This window comes from Saccharopolyspora oryzae, from assembly GCF_027853915.1.
GTDB classification, from domain to species: Bacteria; Actinomycetota; Actinomycetes; order Mycobacteriales; family Pseudonocardiaceae; genus Saccharopolyspora; species Saccharopolyspora oryzae.
Genome location: NZ_JAQGLA010000036.1, coordinates 22561 through 39107, shown reverse-complemented (window position 1 = coordinate 39107; position 16547 = coordinate 22561). Strand labels below are relative to the sequence as shown.

18 protein-coding genes are annotated in these 16547 nt (G+C 70.7%); 8 read left to right on the top strand and 10 right to left on the bottom strand.

Annotation, left to right across the window (positions count from 1 at the left end; translation table 11 throughout):
• Positions 1–126 precede the first annotated feature (126 nt).
• The 4 genes from OU415_RS21125 (at position 127) to OU415_RS21110 (ending at position 2846) form a co-directional block, all read left to right on the top strand.
• The gene (locus tag OU415_RS21125) at positions 127–732 is read left to right on the top strand and encodes a non-oxidative hydroxyarylic acid decarboxylases subunit B (RefSeq protein WP_270950651.1); all 606 of its coding nucleotides are present in this window, start codon (positions 127–129) and stop codon (positions 730–732) included.
• A 43-nt stretch (positions 733–775) separates the two neighbouring features.
• The gene (locus OU415_RS21120; RefSeq protein WP_270950650.1) at positions 776–2197 is read left to right on the top strand and encodes a non-oxidative hydroxyarylic acid decarboxylases subunit C; all 1422 of its coding nucleotides are present in this window, start codon (positions 776–778) and stop codon (positions 2195–2197) included.
• A gap of 38 nt (positions 2198–2235) precedes the next feature.
• Entirely contained in the window at positions 2236–2490 is a 255-nt protein-coding gene (locus OU415_RS21115) for a non-oxidative hydroxyarylic acid decarboxylases subunit D (RefSeq protein ID WP_270950649.1), read from the top strand.
• A gap of 62 nt (positions 2491–2552) precedes the next feature.
• On the top strand, positions 2553–2846 hold the full coding sequence (locus tag OU415_RS21110; RefSeq protein WP_270950648.1) for a hypothetical protein: 294 nt from the start codon (positions 2553–2555) through the stop codon (positions 2844–2846).
• Between the two features lie 18 nt (positions 2847–2864).
• Here the strand turns inward: OU415_RS21110 and OU415_RS21105 are convergent, their stop codons facing one another.
• The 3 genes from OU415_RS21105 to OU415_RS21095 form a co-directional block, all read right to left on the bottom strand.
• On the bottom strand, positions 2865–3809 hold the full coding sequence (locus tag OU415_RS21105) for an MBL fold metallo-hydrolase (RefSeq protein ID WP_270950647.1): 945 nt from the start codon (positions 3807–3809) through the stop codon (positions 2865–2867).
• Positions 3810–3924: 115 nt separating this feature from the next.
• Positions 3925–4719 carry an SCO1664 family protein gene (locus OU415_RS21100; protein WP_270950646.1) on the bottom strand — a complete coding sequence of 265 codons (795 nt, stop codon included), beginning with the start codon at positions 4717–4719 and terminating at the stop codon, positions 3925–3927.
• A 5-nt stretch (positions 4720–4724) separates the two neighbouring features.
• Positions 4725–5291 (bottom strand): DUF3090 domain-containing protein, encoded by a 567-nt coding sequence (locus OU415_RS21095; RefSeq protein WP_270950645.1) that lies wholly within the window; start codon positions 5289–5291, stop codon positions 4725–4727.
• A 211-nt stretch (positions 5292–5502) separates the two neighbouring features.
• Here OU415_RS21095 and OU415_RS21090 point away from each other — a divergent pair, with 211 nt between their 5' ends.
• Complete coding sequence (locus OU415_RS21090; protein ID WP_270950644.1) at positions 5503–6435, top strand: S66 peptidase family protein; 933 nt, start codon at positions 5503–5505, stop codon at positions 6433–6435.
• Between the two features lie 83 nt (positions 6436–6518).
• Here OU415_RS21090 and OU415_RS21085 read toward each other — a convergent pair whose 3' ends face one another.
• Entirely contained in the window at positions 6519–7079 is a 561-nt protein-coding gene (locus OU415_RS21085) for a CGNR zinc finger domain-containing protein (protein WP_270950643.1), read from the bottom strand.
• A 75-nt stretch (positions 7080–7154) separates the two neighbouring features.
• On the opposite strand from OU415_RS21085, the gene OU415_RS21080 reads away from it, so the two are divergent.
• Together OU415_RS21080 and OU415_RS21075 are read left to right on the top strand one after the other, a co-directional pair.
• The gene (locus tag OU415_RS21080; RefSeq protein ID WP_270950642.1) at positions 7155–8003 is read left to right on the top strand and encodes an alpha/beta fold hydrolase; all 849 of its coding nucleotides are present in this window, start codon (positions 7155–7157) and stop codon (positions 8001–8003) included.
• A 35-nt stretch (positions 8004–8038) separates the two neighbouring features.
• The gene (locus OU415_RS21075) at positions 8039–8668 is read left to right on the top strand and encodes a nucleoside/nucleotide kinase family protein (protein WP_270950641.1); all 630 of its coding nucleotides are present in this window, start codon (positions 8039–8041) and stop codon (positions 8666–8668) included.
• A gap of 102 nt (positions 8669–8770) precedes the next feature.
• Here OU415_RS21075 and OU415_RS21070 read toward each other — a convergent pair whose 3' ends face one another.
• The 4 genes from OU415_RS21070 to OU415_RS21055 are packed head-to-tail and all read right to left on the bottom strand — an operon-like array spanning position 8771 to position 14069.
• Positions 8771–10351: a dipeptide ABC transporter ATP-binding protein gene (locus OU415_RS21070; protein ID WP_270950640.1), complete on the bottom strand. Its 1581-nt coding sequence runs from the start codon at positions 10349–10351 to the stop codon at positions 8771–8773.
• A complete protein-coding gene (locus tag OU415_RS21065) occupies positions 10348–11244 on the bottom strand; it encodes an ABC transporter permease (RefSeq protein ID WP_270950639.1) in 897 nt (298 codons plus the stop codon). Before OU415_RS21065 ends, OU415_RS21070 begins: the two co-directional genes overlap by 4 nt.
• The gene (locus OU415_RS21060; RefSeq protein ID WP_408641881.1) at positions 11241–12278 is read right to left on the bottom strand and encodes an ABC transporter permease; all 1038 of its coding nucleotides are present in this window, start codon (positions 12276–12278) and stop codon (positions 11241–11243) included. Before OU415_RS21060 ends, OU415_RS21065 begins: the two co-directional genes overlap by 4 nt.
• A gap of 3 nt (positions 12279–12281) precedes the next feature.
• Positions 12282–14069 carry an ABC transporter substrate-binding protein gene (locus tag OU415_RS21055; protein WP_270950638.1) on the bottom strand — a complete coding sequence of 596 codons (1788 nt, stop codon included), beginning with the start codon at positions 14067–14069 and terminating at the stop codon, positions 12282–12284.
• Positions 14070–14240: 171 nt separating this feature from the next.
• Here OU415_RS21055 and OU415_RS21050 point away from each other — a divergent pair, with 171 nt between their 5' ends.
• A complete protein-coding gene (locus OU415_RS21050) occupies positions 14241–15068 on the top strand; it encodes a M55 family metallopeptidase (RefSeq protein ID WP_270950637.1) in 828 nt (275 codons plus the stop codon).
• A 1-nt stretch (position 15069) separates the two neighbouring features.
• On the opposite strand, the gene OU415_RS21045 is transcribed toward OU415_RS21050, so the two are convergent.
• Both OU415_RS21045 and OU415_RS21040 read right to left on the bottom strand, forming a co-directional pair.
• Complete coding sequence (locus tag OU415_RS21045) at positions 15070–15786, bottom strand: Imm1 family immunity protein (RefSeq protein ID WP_270950636.1); 717 nt, start codon at positions 15784–15786, stop codon at positions 15070–15072.
• A 111-nt stretch (positions 15787–15897) separates the two neighbouring features.
• Positions 15898–16524, bottom strand: a complete 627-nt coding sequence (locus tag OU415_RS21040; RefSeq protein WP_270950635.1) for a TetR/AcrR family transcriptional regulator — start codon at positions 16522–16524, stop codon at positions 15898–15900.
• Positions 16525–16547: the final 23 nt, after the last annotated feature.

The following is a 16547-nucleotide window of genomic DNA, read 5'->3' as shown; positions in this document are numbered from 1 at the left end:
GGAATGCGACGGAGCTGGTCAGAGTGTCCCACCCCCGTTGCGCCACCAGACCGCGGGCGCCGCGTCGCTGACCGAAAAAGCTCACGTCGATCGCCACCAGGACCACGAGCGGAGGAGAGGCGCACCATGAGGTTGATCGTGGGCATGACAGGGGCGACGGGAGCGGTCTTCGGCGTCCGCCTGCTCCAAGCACTGCGCGAACTGCCGGACGTCGAGACCCACCTGGTGCTCTCCCGGTGGGCGCGCACCACGCTGGAGCTGGAGTGCGGCATGTCCGTCGGCGAGGTCGGCGAGCTCGCCGACGTCGCGCACAGCCCCGACGACCAAGGCGCCGCCATCGCCTCCGGGTCCTTCCGCACCGACGGCATGATCATCGCCCCGTGCTCGATGAAGACGCTCGCCGGGATCCGGGCCGGCTACGCCGACGGGCTGGTCGCACGGGCCGCGGACGTGGTGCTCAAAGAGCGCCGCAAGCTGGTCCTGCTGCCCCGCGAGACACCGCTGAGCGAGATCCACCTGGAGAACATGCTCGCGCTCACCCGCATGGGAGCGCAGATGGTGCCGCCGATGCCCGCCTTCTACAACCACCCCGAGTCCGTCGACGACATCGTCGAGCACATCACCGCCCGCGTCCTGGACCAGTTCGACCTGCCCGCGCCCTCGGCCCGCCGCTGGGCCGGCATGCGAGCCGCCCGCGAGCAGCGGCCCGCCCACGTGCTGGCCTCGGTCTGATCCCCGGTCGACGCCACCCCCGCAGCAGATCCAAGGAGTTCCCATGGCCTACGACGACTTGCGCAGCTTCCTGCGGACCCTCGAAGACGAGGGACAGCTGCTCCACATCGGCGACGAGGTGATGCCCGAGCCGGACATCGCTGCCGCCGCCAACGCCGCCCCGCGCCTCGGGGACGCCGCCCCGGCGCTGTACTTCGACAACGTCCACGGCTTCACCGATGCCCGCATCGCGATGAACGTGCACGGCTCGTGGGCCAACCACGCGCTGGCCCTGGGCATGGACAAGAACTCCTCCACGAAGGACCAGGTGGACGAGTTCATCCGCCGCTGGGCGAAGTTCCCGGTCGAGCCCGAGTGGCGCGACAACCCGCCGTGGGCGGAGAACTCCGTCGAGGGCGAGGACATCAACATCTTCGACGTCCTGCCGCTGATCCGGCTCAACGACGGCGACGGCGGCTTCTACCTGGACAAGGCCGCGGTGGTCTCCAAGGATCCCGACGACCCGGAGAACTCGGGCAAGCAGAACGTCGGCGTCTACCGCATCGAGGTCAAGGGCAAGCGCAAGCTGGCGCTGCAGCCGGTGCCCATGCACGACATCGCCCAGCACCTGCACAAGGCCGAGGAGAGGGGCGAGGACCTGCCCATCGCCATCACCCTCGGCAACGACCCGGTGATCTCCATCGTCGCCTCCACCCCCATGGAGTACGACCAGAACGAGTACGAGCTGGCCGGCGCGCTGCGCGGCGCCCCCGCGCCGATCGCCGAGGCACCGCTGACCGGGCTGCCCGTGCCGTGGGGCTCCGAGGTCGTCGTCGAGGGCGTGATCGAAGGCCGCAAGCGCGAGATCGAAGGGCCCTTCGGCGAGTTCACCGGCCACTACTCCGGCGGCCGCAACATGACCGTCATCCGGATCGACAAGATCTCCTACCGGTCCAACCCGGTCTTCGAGCACCTCTACCTCGGCATGCCGTGGACCGAGATCGACTACCTGATGGCCGCCAACACCTGCGCCCCGCTGTACGAGCAGCTCAAGCGGGCCTTCCCCGAGGTCCAGGCGGTCAACGCCACGTACACGCACGGCCTGGTCGTCATCGTCTCCACCAAGAAGCGCTACGGCGGCTTCGCCAAGGCCGTCGGCCTGCGCGTGCTGACCACCCCGCACGGCCTCGGCTACGCCGCCACCGTGATCGTCGTCGACGAGGACGTCGACCCGTTCAACCTTCCGCAGGTGATGTGGGCGCTGTCCACCAAGATGAACCCCAGCGGGGACCTGATCACCGTCCCCAACATGCCCGTCCTGGAGCTCGCGCCGCAGGCCAACACCCCGGGTGTGACGGACAAGCTCATCATCGACGCGACCACGCCGGCAGCACCGGACCAGCGCGGCAACTACGGCAACCAGGTCCGCGACCTGCCCGAGATGGGTGAGTGGATCACCAAGCTGCAGCAGCTCGCCAAGAAGTGACCGCCCCGCCCCCGCATCCGAGAGGAGAACCCATCGCCATGACCACCGAGAACGCCGCGCCCACCGAGTGCCCGCGCTGCGGCCACACCGCCCTCGACCTGCTCCACACCTCCCCGGTCGCCGGGTGCTGGGAGGTCTACCAGTGCGAGCAGTGCCTGTACTGCTGGCGCACCAGCGAGCCCGCCCGCCGCACCCGTCGGGACGCCTACCCGGAGAGTTTCAAGCTGACGGTGGACGACATCCGCAACGCCCCCGAAGTCCCCACCATCCCCCCGCTTCGGGCGCAAGCCTGACCACCGCACCTCGCTCCCGGCGAACTCGAACCGCCGGGCACCACCCTCCTCGGGGAGCCGCCATGACCCAGACACCCGACACCCTCATGTGGGAAGCCCGCGCCCAGCCGGGCCGACAGGCCGACCTGCTCGCCCACACCGAACAGGCGCTCCTGCCCGCGGTCCTAGCCGACCCGGCCTGCCTCGATGCCGTCGTCTACATCGGCGGCCAGGACCGGATCGTGCTCATCGCGCACTTCACCGGCGCCCCGCCCCGCCTCCCCGACCCGCCGGACGACCTCCTGCAGCGCCCGGTCCACCAATGGCCCTTCCGCAGGCACTCGACGAGCCGCGGCCAGGACGCGGAACCCCACTGAGACCTGCGGCGTCGCAGGTCAGGGGCGGAGGACGCGGGATTCGCCGATGGCGAGGTCCCAGAGCTGCTGCGGGTCCCGGCCCGCTTCGCGCCAGGCCTTGCGGATCCGGTTCAGCGGCTCCACGACCGGTTCGCGGGTCAGGACGAACGTTCCCCAGTGCATCGTCGCCGCGCAGGTCGCGCCCAGGTCCGCCACCGCCTGGACAGCCTCCTCCGGATCCATGTGCACCGGCTTCATGAACCAGCGCGGGTCGTACGCGCCGATCGGCACCATCGCCACGTCGATGCCCGGGTAGCGCTGCGCGATCTCGGCGAAGTGCGGCCCGTAGCCGGTGTCGCCGGCGAAGTAGACGCGGTGGTCCGGCCCGGTGATCACCCAGCTGCCCCACAGGCTCCGGCAGGTGTCGCGGGGGCCTCGGCGGCTCCAGTGCCGGGCCGGGGCGAAGTCGAAGGTCAGCCCGGCCACCTCCGCCGACTGCCACCAGTCCAGCTCGACGACCTCGGTGAACCCGCGCCGCCGGAACCAGCGTCCCAGCCCGGCGGGCACCAGCACCGGCGTCGAGCGCGGCAGCCGCTGGATCGTCGGGGCGTCCAGGTGGTCGTAGTGGTTGTGGCTGATCACCACCGCGTCGATCGGCGGCAGCTCGCTGAAGGCCACGCCCGGCGGGGTCAGCCGCCGCGGCACGCCGGGGATCCGCAACGACCACACCGGGTCGGTGAGCACCGTGGCCCCGCCCATCCGCAGCACGTACGTGGCGTGCCCGACCCAGCTCAGCGCGGTGTCCTGGGTGGCGATCGGCGCCAGTCCGCTGCGCAGCACCGGGATCCGGTCGGCGTCCTCCACCCTCCCCCGGAACCCGCCGGTCCACATCAACCGCATCACGTCCCGGAAGCTGGGCAGCGGTGAGTGCAGGCGGTCGGCGTAGGAGGACTGGATCTTCAGCGGCTGGTACTCGGTTCGCACCACCCCAGATTGCCCTGCCCCCACCGGACCCCGCAGCGCGCCGAATAGCACAGTTTCAATTGAAACTGCGGATCCCAGGCACGGCGGATCGCAGTTTCAATTGAAACTGCGGAGATCAGAACGCGGGCCAGGGGATCGCCGGCCACTCGTCGGAGGGGGCCGGGAAGGTCCCGGACTCCAGCAGGCGTTCGATTCGGGTGCTGATCGCCTGGACTTCCTTCGGCGTGATGTGCTCGGCCAACTGGGCGGCCAGGTCGCCCTCCAGAAGGGCGCGCAGCTCGCCGAGCCGGTCGACGGCGTCCTCCGGCAGCGGCTCGCCGATCCAGCCCCACAGCACGGTGCGCAGCTTGTCGTCGGTGTTCAGGCTGACGCCGTGGTCCACGCCCTGCACCCGGCCGTCCGGGGCGTGCAGGATGTGCCCGCCCTTGCGGTCGGCGTTGTTGATCACCACGTCGAGCACCGCGAGGCGCCGCAGCTGTTCGTGGTCGGCGTGCGCCAGCACCACCGGATCACCGTGGTGGTCCTGGGCGCGCAGCACCGGAAGCCAGCCTTCCGGCACCTCGTCCGGGGCGACGATGTCGACCAGCTCGGAGTCCTGCTCGACGTCCACCCACAGCTGCACCATGCCCGGCCCGAACGGGCCGTCGCGCAGCACCGTCGGCGGGATCAGGTCCCAGCCGATCGCCTCGGACAGCAGGTAGGAGCCGACCTCGCGCCCGGCCAGCGTGCCGTCCGGGAAGTCCCACAGCGGACGTTCCCCGCGCACCGGCTTGTAGACGCACTCGGCGCTCAGCCCGTCGCTCGCGATCCCGCAGAACAACGTCGCGTTCGACGCCTCGACCAACCGCCCCTGGACGTCCAACTCGCCGTGCAGGAGCAGTTCGCGAACCGCTGGATCACCGGCGCGCACGCGCCTCAGACCTCTTCCGAGCGGCGGTAACCGTTCTGGCGCGGGCAGATGTGGCCGCTGGGGTCCAGCGGTTCGGAGCACAGCGGGCAGGGCTTGCGACCGGCGTTGATGACGCGCTCGGCGCGCTCGGCGAACGCCCGCGCGTGCGCGGGGCTGAGGAAGACCCGCAAGGCGTCGGGGCCTTCCTCTGTGTCGTCGAGGACCACCGACTCATCGAGCTCCTCCTCGGTGACGGCCAGCAGTTCGACCACCACCGCCTCGGTCTCGGCGTCCCAGCCCAGCCCCATGGTCCCGACCCGGAACTCCTCGTCGACCGGCACCGCCAGGGGTTCGGTGTCGACGAGCTCGTCGGGGGTCTGGTTGGGCAGGTCGGCGTGGAAGCGCCGCTGCACTTCCTCCAGCAGCGCGCCGATGCGTTCGGCGAGCACCGACACCTGCTGCTTCTCGAGCTGCACGCTCACCGTGCGGACGTCCTCGGACGCCTGCAGGTAGAAGGTGCGCTCACCGGGTTCCCCGACCGTTCCGGCGACGAATCGGTCGGGTTGACGGAAGACGTGGATGACACGAGCCATGACCCCTCCGACACTAGGCCACCGAGCGCACGCGGTGCGCGAGTGGCCCCCGTTTTGTTCGACACCGCCGCACCAGGTGCCGGTCTACCCGCAGAACCCGCCCGCCGACCACCTGTTTCACCCGTGTTCGCCGTTGGCGAACTGCAGCGCGCCGCGCCCGGTACCGATACTCTCACCGCCGGTTGTCAAGATCGCGGGATGGAGCAGGCCGATGAGCATGCGCGAACTACGTCGCCCGCCGAGGTTGCGCGCCGGTGATGCGGTGGCGGTCGTCGCCCCAGCTGGCCCGGTGCCCGAGGAGCTGCTCGAAAGCGGGCTCGCCCACCTGCGCGCCTGGGGCTTGGAGCCGCGCGTCGGCAAGCACGTCCTAGACCGCCACCCGCGACTGCCGCACCTGGCGGGCAACGACGCCGACCGGGCCGCCGACCTGCAGGACGCGTGGTGCGATCCGGACGTGACCGCGGTGTTCTGCGCGCGCGGCGGCTACGGCAGCATGCGGGTCCTGGACCACCTGGACTGGACGGCGATGACCGCGGCCGGACCGAAGGTGTTCACCGGCTCCAGCGACATCACCGCGCTGCACGACGCCGTCGCCACCCAGCTCGGCCTGGTCACGGTGTTCGGGCCGATGGTCGCCACGCAGGCGTTCACCGAGGACCCCGCGGCGCGGGAGCACTTGCGCCGCACCCTGTTCCAGCCCGAGTCGGTCACCATCCTGACCCGCTCCACCGCGGACGCCCTGGTGCGCGGACGCGCCCGCGGCACGACGTACGGCGGCAACCTCAGCATCGTCGCGGGTTCGCTCGGCGCCCCTGACGCGCCGACCCCGCCGGAACGCGGCATCGCGATGCTGGAGGACATCACCGAGAAGCCCTACCAGCTGGACAGGTTCGTCACCCAGCTGCTGCGCGCGGGCTGGTTCGACCACGCCGCGGGCATCGCACTCGGCTCGTGGACCGAGTGCGGCCCGCTGGAGGAGGTCCGCGCGGTGATGTCGGACCTGCTGGGCGGCCTGGGCGTGCCCATCCTGTGGGAGCTCGGCTTCGGCCACTGCGTCGCGCAGCGCACCATCCCGCTCGGAGTCGCAGCCGAACTGGACACCGACGCCCAACGCCTCTCCATCCTCCAACCAGCCCTCCTCTGACCCCCCGGTCCCAGGAACGCAAATTCAATGGAAATCAGACGTCCGATTTCAATGGAATTTGCGGATCGCGGGAGCCAGGAGGCTCAGGAGCCGGTTCGGCGGGCGTAATGCTGGCGGGCTTTCGCCCGGTTTCCGCAGCGCGCCATCGAGCACCACTGGCGGTTTCGCGCCGGGGAGGTGTCCAGGAAGCGGAGTCCGCAGCGGTGGTACGCGCAGACCGCGACTCGGGGGAACGGCTCCGCCGCGAGCAGTTCGATCGCGTCGACGGCCACCGCCGCCAGCGCCGCGCTCACCGGATCCTGCGGGGCGGGGCGGAATGCCGCCACTGATCCGTCCGAGCTCACGCGCAGCTGGATCGCGGGGTTCTCACCTCGGGCGACCTCGTTGATCAGCTCCACATCGGGTGCCGCGATGGGCGAACCCTGGGCGCGGGCGTGCACGGCGCGATCGATCGCCTCGCGGAGCTCCCGCGCGGTCGACACGTGCTCGTCCGTCGGAGCGGACGTGCCGAGGCCGACTTCGCGCAGCCATTCGGCCAGCAGGTCCGGTGCCACCAGCAGTTCCCGGCCTTCGCGGTAGCGGTCGCGCAGCGTGTTGACCAGGTCGAGGCAGAGCCGCCCGCCGTCCCAGATCCAGTCGCTCACCCTTGCCCCTCCCGCCGTCGTCGATCTAGCATCCTAATTCTAACCCCCTTAGGCAGTTAGAAATGGAGTCGATCGATGCCCTCCGACGGAGTTGCCCTGGTCAACGGCCTACGTGTGCACTACACGAGCGCGGGCAGCGGGCCGGGCCTGGTGCTGCTGCACGGCTGGCCGCAGACCAGCCACTGCTGGCGCAAGGTGATCCCGGAGCTGGCCCGCACGCACACCGTGATCGCACCCGACCTGCGCGGATACGGCCTTACCGACAAGCCGCGCGACGGCTACGACAAGCGCACGATGGCCACCGACATGGCCGAGCTGGTGTCGGCGCTGGGCTTCGAGTCGGTCAGCGTCGTCGGCCACGACCGCGGCGCGCGGGTGGCGCACCGCTGGGGCCTGGACCGGCCGGACCAGGTCGACCGGTTGGCGGTGCTGGACATCGTGCCGACCCGCGAGATGTGGCGGCGGGTGAACGCCGAAGCCGCGACGGCGTACTGGCACTGGTTCTTCCACCTGCAGCCCGACCTGCCGGAACGCCTGGCCGGCAACGACATCGCGGGCTACCTCGGCTACTTCTTCGAGCGCTGGACGGTGAACCGGCACGGTCTGGAGCCCGCGGCGATCGACGAGTACGTGCGCGCGTTCTCCGCACCGGGAGCGCTGCGCGCCGGGTTCGACGACTACCGCGCCGCCCCGCTCGACGACGAGCACGACAACGCCGACGCGGGCCGCAAGCTGACCATGCCGGTGCTGGCGCTGTGGGGATCGGCGGGTCTGCCCGCGAAGCTGCCGATGCGCGAGATCTGGCGCGACTACGCGGAGAACCCGACCTGCGCCGAGATCGCCGACTGCGGGCACTTCCTGCCCGAGGAGCGCCCCGAGCAGGTCCTGGCGCACCTGCGGGAATTCCTGGCCGCAGCTGCGTAGTTGATAGCGTCAGCGGCTGGACAGGAGGAGTGCACGTGCGAGTTCGACCCGTGACGCCCGAGCTGCTGGCGGCGGAAGTGGTCGACCGCATCGACGCGCTCCCCCGCCGCTGGGCGCGGATCGCGGTGGACGGCGCCCCGGCCGCCGGCACCGGCGACCTCGCCGACGCCCTGGTCGAGCCGCTGCGCACCCGGGGCCGCGAAGTGGTCCGGGTGCGCATGGCGGACTACCTCCGCCCGGCGTCGCTGCGCCTGGAGCACGGCCACCACGACCCGGACTCGTACTACGAGAGCTGGTACGACCTGCGCGGCCTGACCCGGGAAGTGCTGGATCCGTTGTCCGACAGCGGGAACGGCCGAGTCCTCCCCGCGCTCTGGGACGCCGAGGCGGACCGCTCCCCGCGCCTGCCCCGCGTCCAGCTCCCGGACCGAGCAGTGGCCATTGTGGACGGACCGCTCCTGCTCGGCGCGGGCCTGCCCTTCGACTTCACCGTCCACCTCTGGCTCCCGGAAGCGGCCCTCCACCGCCGAACCCCGGAACCGGACCGCTGGACCCTCCTGGCCTTCCACCGCTACACCGGCGAAGTCGCCCCGGAACACCTCGCGGACTACGTCGTCAAAGCCGACCGCCCAGGCCACCCAGCAGTGGTGGAAAGCCTGGATTGACCTCAGCAGCACCTGGTCAGGCCCCGTGAGCACTTTGTGGGGCTATGGCACCAGAAAGTACTCACGGGACCTGACCAGCGGAAACCGGACCTCCTGCAGGCCCTACGCCACGCGGCGTTCGACGGAGGGCACCGCGGCCAGGAGGGTCTTGGTGTAGTCGTGCTGGGGGTCGAGGAGGACCTGCTCGACCGGGCCGACCTCGACCAGCTCGCCCTGGTACATCACCGCCACCCGGTCCGCGATGTTCCACGCCAGGCCGAGGTCGTGGGTGATCACCAGCGTCGACAGGTCCCGCTCCACCCGCAGGCGCAGCAGCAGCGACAGGATCTCCCCGCGCACGGTCGCGTCCAGCGAGGCCACCGGCTCGTCGGCGATCAGCACCTTCGGCTCCAGCACCAGCGCGCCCGCGATCACCACGCGCTGCCGCTGACCACCCGAGAGCTCCTGCGGCAGCCGGCCGAAGAACTTCTCCGCCGGACGCAGCTCAGCCGCCTCCAACGCCGCGGCCACCCGACCGCGCTCGTCGTCGGCGATCCCGTGGATGCGCAGACCTTCGGCCACCGCCTCGTACACGGTGTGCCGCGGGTTGAGCGCCCCCGTCGGATCCTGCAGCACCAGCTGCACCTGCCTGCGGTAGTCGCGCAGTCCCGAGGTGCTGGTCGGCAGCGGCACCCCGTCGTAGCGCACCGCTCCCCCGGTCGGCTGCTGCAAGCCCAGCAGGGTCCGCGCGAGCGTCGTCTTGCCGGAGCCGGACTGCCCGACCAGCGCGACGATCTCCTTCTCCTCCACCGCCAGGTCCACCCCGCGCACGGCGTGCACGACGCGTCCCGACCGGCCCGTGAAGTCGACCTCGACGCCCTCGGCTTCCAGCAGCGCGGACCCGCGCGACGCGCTCTCGGTCAGCCGGAAGTCCGGATCACCGACGGTCGGGAACGCGTCGGCCAGCGCCTTGCTGTGCTCGTGCTGCGGCCTCGTCATCACCTGCCGGGACGGGCCGTGCTCCACCACGCGCCCCTGGTACATCACCGCGAGCTGGGAGCAGCTGGCCGACAGCACCGACAGGTCGTGGCTGATCATCACCAGCGCGATGCCGCGTTCGGCGACCAGGCGCCGCATCAGCTCCAGGATCTGCGCCTGCACCACGACGTCCAGCGCGGTGGTGGGCTCGTCGGCGATCACCAGCCGCGGCTCGCACGCCAGCGCCATCGCGATCATGACCCGCTGCTTCTGCCCACCGGAGAGCTCGTGCGGGTAGGCGTTCGCCCGGTCCGCGGGCAGCTCCACCTGCGCCAGCAGCTCCGCGACCCGCGCCTGCGGGTCCTCCGCGCTGCCGTGCAGCTTGATCGGCTCGGCGATCTGGTCGCCGATCGTGTGCACCGGGTTCAGCGCGTGCATCGCGCCCTGGAACACCACCGAGGCATCCGCCCAGCGCACCGCGCGCAGCTGCCCGAAGGTCATCGCGCGCACGTCCTCGCCGTCCAGCAGGATCTGCCCCTCGACGCGCGCCGAGCTCGGCAGCAGCCGCAGCACCGACATCGCCAGGCTCGTCTTCCCGCAGCCGGATTCGCCCGCCAGACCGAGGGTTTCGCCTTCACCGAGGCTCAGGCTCACGCCCCGCACGGCGGCTTCGCCCGCTCCCGGGTAGGTCACCGACACGTCGCGCAGTTGCAGAATCGGACTCACCGCCGCCCCCGCAGCCTCGGGTTGAACACCGTCTCCAACGCCCGCCCGCACAGCGTGAAGGCGAGCACCACCACCACGATCCCCACACCGGGCGGCAGGAGGTACCACCAGGCGCCGCCGGTGACCGCGCCGGTGTCCATCGCCGACTTCAGCATCGAGCCCCACGACACCAGGCTCGGGTCGCCGAGCCCCAGGAACGACAGCGTGGACTCGGCGATGATCGAGCTGGCCACCGCCAGCGTCGTGTTGGCGAACACCAGCGGCAGCACGGCAGGCAGCACGTGCCGACCGATGATGTGCCCGTGCCCGGCGCCCAGAGCCCGCGCCCGCTCGATGTACGGGCGGGTTTCGATCGTCAGCGTCTGGGCCCGCACCATGCGCGCCGTCGGCGGCCAGGACGTCACCCCGATCGCCAGCACGATCGTCCACAACCCGCGCTCGAGCACCGTGGACAGCGCGATCGCCAGCACCAGGGCGGGCAGCACCAGGAAGAAGTCGGTGAACCGCAGCAGGATTCGCGAGGTCCACCCGCCGAAGTGCGCCGCGAGGACCCCGACCAGCGCACCGATCAGCACCGACAGCAGCGCCGCCGCGAGCCCGACCACCAGCGACACCCGCGCGCCCCACCAGGTCAGCAGCAGCACGGAACGACCGGATTCATCGGTGCCGAGCCAGTAATCGCCGCTGGGCGCCTGCAACGGCTCCCCGCTCACCCGCGTGACGTCGAGTCCGGAGGCGTCGGTGAGCAGCGGCGCGAGCACCGCCATCAGGGCGGCGACGACCAGCACCACGAGCCCGAACAGCCCGGCCCGGTCGGCGCGGAACACCCGCCACGCCTCACCCAGCCGCGCTCGGCGCCGGGCCCGGACGATCTGGTTGGCGGTGGCGGTCATGATTCCCGCACCCTCGGGTCCAGCACCCGGTAGAGCAGCTCGGCCAGCACGTTCATCACCACCACGCTCCCCGCCAGCACGATGAAGATCCCTTGCAGCAGCGGCAGATCCGGCACCCGCAGCGCCTCGAAGGTCAGCAGCCCCAGACCGGGCCAGGAGAACACCGTCTCCACCGTGATCGCCCCGCCGACCACCAGCCCCAGCCGCAGGAAGATCAGCGTGACCGTCGGCAGCATCGCGTTGGGCACGGCGTGCCTGCGGCGCACCAGGTCCTCTCGGAGCCCCTTGGCGCGGGCAGTGGTCAGGTAGTCCTCGCCCATCTCCTCCAGCAGCGACGACCGCATCACCATCAGGTACTCGGCGTAGATCACCGCGACCATGGTCAGCGACGGCAGCACCAGGTGGTGCGCCACGTCGAGCAGCTGCGGCAGGAACTCGGGCGGGGTGTCCGGGGAGGAGATCCCGCCGACCGGGAACAGCCCCGGGATCGGACCGACCCCGACGCCGAAGGCCATCAGCACGATCAGCCCGAGCCAGAACGTCGGCACCGACCACAGCGTCAGCGCCACCGACGTCGAGGTCTTGTCGAACGCGCCGCCGTGCCGCCACGCCGCGCGGGAACCCATCCACAGCCCCAGCACCACCGCGAGCGCCGTCGCGGTGCCCACCAGCAGCACGGTGGGGCCGATCCGCTCGACGATCAGGTCCCCGACCGGGCGGCTGTAGGTGTAGGAGGTGCCGAGGTCACCGCGCAGCAGGTTGCCGATGAAGTCCAGGAACTGCTTCCACAGCGGCTGGTCCAGGCCGAACCGCTCGCGCAGCACCTGGATCTGCTGCTCGCTGACCGGTGCCCCGCGCGTCATGGTGCGCACCGGGTCGCCCGGGATCACCCGGAACAGGAAGAAACCCAGCACCGCCACCAGGAACAGGCTCACCAGGCCGCCGCCGACCTTGCCGCCCAGGTAGCGGGCGAACCGGCGGCGGCCGCCGCTGGGCGAGTCCTGTTCCGGAACGGTGGCAAGCAGATCGGACACGGTTCACTCCCTGGTGTCGGCGGTCGCCCGGCGGCGGACGATCACCAGCGCCACCACGACGCCGACCAGCACCACGGCCCCGCCGAGCACCCACGCGACGGTGCTGTAGTCGGTGCCCGAGGACCCGCTGATCGCCTCCTCGGTGGGCTCCGCGCCGAGGTAACCCCAGTAGCCCTGCTGCGCCACGATGACCCCGTTGTCCTTGGGCTGCAGGGTGAAACCGGCGTAGCGGTCGGTGCGGTAGGCCTCCAGCGAGTTCTGGTAGAAGAGGATCAGCCCGGCCGCCTGGTCGTAGAACCGGGCCTGCGCCTGGTTGACCAGGTCGACGCGCGCGGCCTTGTCGAACTCGCCGAGCTGCCGGTTGTAGAGCTCGTCGTACTGCTTGTCGCACAGGAAGGTGTCGGTGTTCCCGCCGCCGTCGGGGCTGGGCCGCGCGCCGCAGGTCTGCAGCCGCAGCACGTAGTCCGGGTCGGGGTTGGCCGACCAGCCGCTGATCACCATGTCGAAGTCACCGGCGGTGGTGCGGTCGTTGAGCTGGTTGTCCGAAACCGGTTGCAGCTCCACGCGGATGCCCAGCTCGTCCAGCCACCGCTTGACGAACTCACCGACCTGGTTGTCCTCCGAACGGCTGCCGTGCAGCACGAAGTCGAAGTCGAGCGGTTCGCCCTGCGGGGTGCGCCGGACGCCGTCCGGGCCGCGCTGGTAGCCGGCCTCGTCGAGCATCCGGTTGGCCTCGGCCAGGTCGAACCCGCGCGGCTGCGGCGGATTCCAGCGGTAGTCGCTGAAGATCGGCGGCAGGTAACCGCCGCCGACGTCGGCGTAGCCGCCCATCACCCGGTCGACCAGCGCCTGCCGGTCGATCGCGTGGTCGATGGCCTGCCGCACCCGCACGTCCTTCAGCGCCGGGTGCCCGGTGCCGATCGGCTCGTTGTTGCTGTTGCTGGCGCCGGGGTTGAGGATCAGCTCGAAGAAGCGCCGGCCCTGGCCCTTGACCTGCTTGATGTCGGACTCGCCGGCCAGCGCGTCGAACTGCGCGGGGGTCAGCTTCTGCACCAGGTCGACGTCGCCCTTGCGCAGCGCCTGCACCGCGGCGTCGCTGTTCTTGAACTGGATGAACTGCAGTTCGGCGACCTTCGGCGCACCGCGCCAGAAGTCCGGGTTGGCGGTCAGCGTGACGTCCTGCTCGGTGCGGTAGCCGGTGAGCACGAACGGTCCGCTGCCGACCACCGGCATCTGGTCGTTGGTGAACTCCTCGACGTTGGTGACCTTGGACCACACGTGTTCGGGCACGATCGGCGCGTCGATGGCCAGCATCGTCGCCTGCGGCGTCTTGGTGCGGATCACCAGCGTGCCGTCGTCCGGTGCGGTGACGGTGTCGAAGTTCTCCACGAAGTTGCCGTTTGCGGTGCTGGCGGCCGGATCGGTCATCATCCGGTTGTAGGTGTAGGCGGCGTCGCGCGCGGTCACCGGTTGGCCGTCGGACCACTTGACGCCGGGCCGGATGTGGAAGGTCCAGGTGAGCTTGTCCGGCGAGGTCTCCCACTTCTCGGCCAGCTCCGGCTGCACGGAGAAGTCGTCGGCGCTGTAGGTGGTCAGCGTCGGGTAGATGGCCCGGAAGATGTCGGTGGCGGCGAGCGTGTAGCCCAGGAACGGGTTGAGCGAATCGATCTGCTGCTGCAGCCCGATGCGCAGCGTGGCGCCCTGCGGCTTCGCGTCCTGTGCCGACGCGGGCACCGGCGCCAGCAAGCCCACCAGCAGCACGGCCCAGAGCGCGACGAGTCGTCTGCCCACTTGTGACCCCCTCCTTCGCGGCGAGTGAGAGAAAGGAACCACCTTCGGACACTGTTCGTCAATGGTTAACCACGAGTTGTCGCCACCCGGCGTCACCGAGCGGAACCGAACCGTTACCCGATCGGCGCGCCACACCCCGAAAGCCTGGACAACGCGCCTAGATTGGCCGTCGTGCGGATCTTGCTCTCAGCTGACATGGAAGGCGTCACCGGAGTCACCTGGACCGATGACGTGGTGCCCGGAACCGAGCAGTGGCAGCGCTTCCGGAGGTTGTTCACCGGCGACGTCAACGCCTGCGTCGAAGGCCTGTGCGCCGCGGGCGCGACGGACGTGCTGGTCAACGAAGCGCACTCCTCGCAGCGCAACCTGCTGCTGGAGGACCTCGACGAGCGCGCGGTGCTGCTGACCGGGCGGCACAAGCCGCTGTCCATGATGCAGGGCATCGAGTCCGATGTGGACGGTGTGGTGTTCCTCGGCTACCACGCGCGGGCGGGCGAGGAGGGCGTGCTGTCGCACACCTACCTGGAGAACTCGATCACCGGCGTCTGGCTCGACGGCCGCCCGGCGGGCGAAGGCGGGCTGAACGCTGCACTGGCCGCCGAGCACGGAGTCCCCGTCCTGCTGGTCACCGGCGACGACCGGGCCTGCGCCGAAGCCGCCGACTACGCACCGTCGGCGCACCGCGTGGTGATCAAGGAGTGCGTCAGCCGCTACGCCGCGATCTGCCGCCCACCGGCCCGCACCGCGGCCGACATCCGCACCGCGGCGACCGAGGGCATGCGCCAGGCCGGGCGCACCGACGGCGACGTGCGACCGCACCGCGTAGAGGTGGAGTTCGACGCCGCGCACCTGGCGGCCGCCGCCGCGGTGATCCCGACCGTGGATCAGCTGGACGTGCGACGAGTCGGCTTCGACGCGCCGAGCATGACCGAGGCGATGAAGGCGTTCAAGATCGTCACGACCATCGCCGGCCGAGCGGTCCAGGGGATCTACGGCTGAGCTACAGGTCGCCCCAGCGCGCGGGCTGCCACTGCACGGCCTCCGGCTGCTGCCCAGTTCGGGTGAATTCGTCCAGCGCAGCGCGGAGTTCGCGGAAGGGCAGCACCGCGTTGCGCGGGAACTTCAGCGTGCTCCCCGCGTCGAAGGGCAGTGCGGGGGCTTCCGGCGAAGGCGCCGGGTTGAGGGTGTGCCAGGACGTCATTTCGCCGTCCTCGCTCTCCTCGGTGAAGTTCAGGACGCCGACTTCGTCCTCGACGTCGGTGACGATCCGCACCTGCAGGTACGGGCCGGGCGCCTCGGGATCCTGGTGCGGCCGGTCCCAGACGTAGAGGTGGCTGGCACCCGGCTGCTGCGGGCGCAGCACCTTGTCCACCAGCTCGGCCTTGTCGTCCTCGGTCTGCGCGTAGTGCCGTTCGCCGTCGACGACCGCGGTGGTGACGGTGACGCCCAGTTCGGTGTTGCGCGCGCCGACGGCCTCGGCGCGCAGCCCCTCCATGCAGATCCGCGCTTCCTTCAACGCCTTCATGGCCGCGCCCTGGTGGTACACCAGATCACCCCAGTAGGGATGGCCGAGCACCTTGTTCAGGTCGTCGTAGACCTCGTGGGTCGCCTCGATCAGCTTGTCCAGGGCGTCGACCGGGACGTCGGCGAGGCGGGCGAACACCACCGCGGGCGGTTCTCCTAGCGGGCCGGGCTCGACTTGTGCTGGATTCGACATGCGTTCCCTGCATCCACTTCGATCGTGGGCGACCCCCAGGACGCCCCTGCCCAGATCTCGTCCCCCAGAAGGCTACCGTGCGTCGCCGCGCGGCCTCGAAGCGCCACCGGCTCAGCCGGCAGCGCCCCGCAGCACCCCGATCGCCGGTCCGCCCTGCGGCGAACCGAGCGCCAATAACGCCCGCGCCACCACGTCGGCGTCGTCCAGTCCGAGCTCGGAGACCAGGTCCTCGGGAAGGCTGAGCATCGACAGCGCCACGCCGAGCATCCCGGCGTCGAGCAACCCGGCGCCGCGCCGGCTGATCCGCCGCCCCACCGCGCTGTGCAGTTGCACGGCGGTGTCGACATTGGCCTGGGTGATCGCACTCAGCGCGGTGCTCACCTCGGGGTTCCGAACGGCTTCCAGGTGCAGCTCGAACAGCGCCAGGAACTGCGATCGCGCGCTGGTGGCCATCCGGCGCAGCATCGCCGCGTACAGCGCGGTGATGTCCTCGGAGCTGACGTCGGCGGGAATCTCGCTGCACAGCGCCTCGAGCGCGGCGGTGTGCTGAGCGGCCAGGTAGCGCGCGACGGCCAGGAACAGCGCGCTGCGCGTCGGGAAGTAGTTCTTCGTGGTGCCCTCGGGAACTTCCGCCTCGCGATCGATCGCGCGGTGGGTCAGCCCACGACCTCCCTCGCGCGCCAGCACCTCGATTGCGGCGTCGGCGAGCAGTTCTCTGCGGTTGCCTCGCTGCGGCATGCATCCCCTCGATCTCGGTCGCT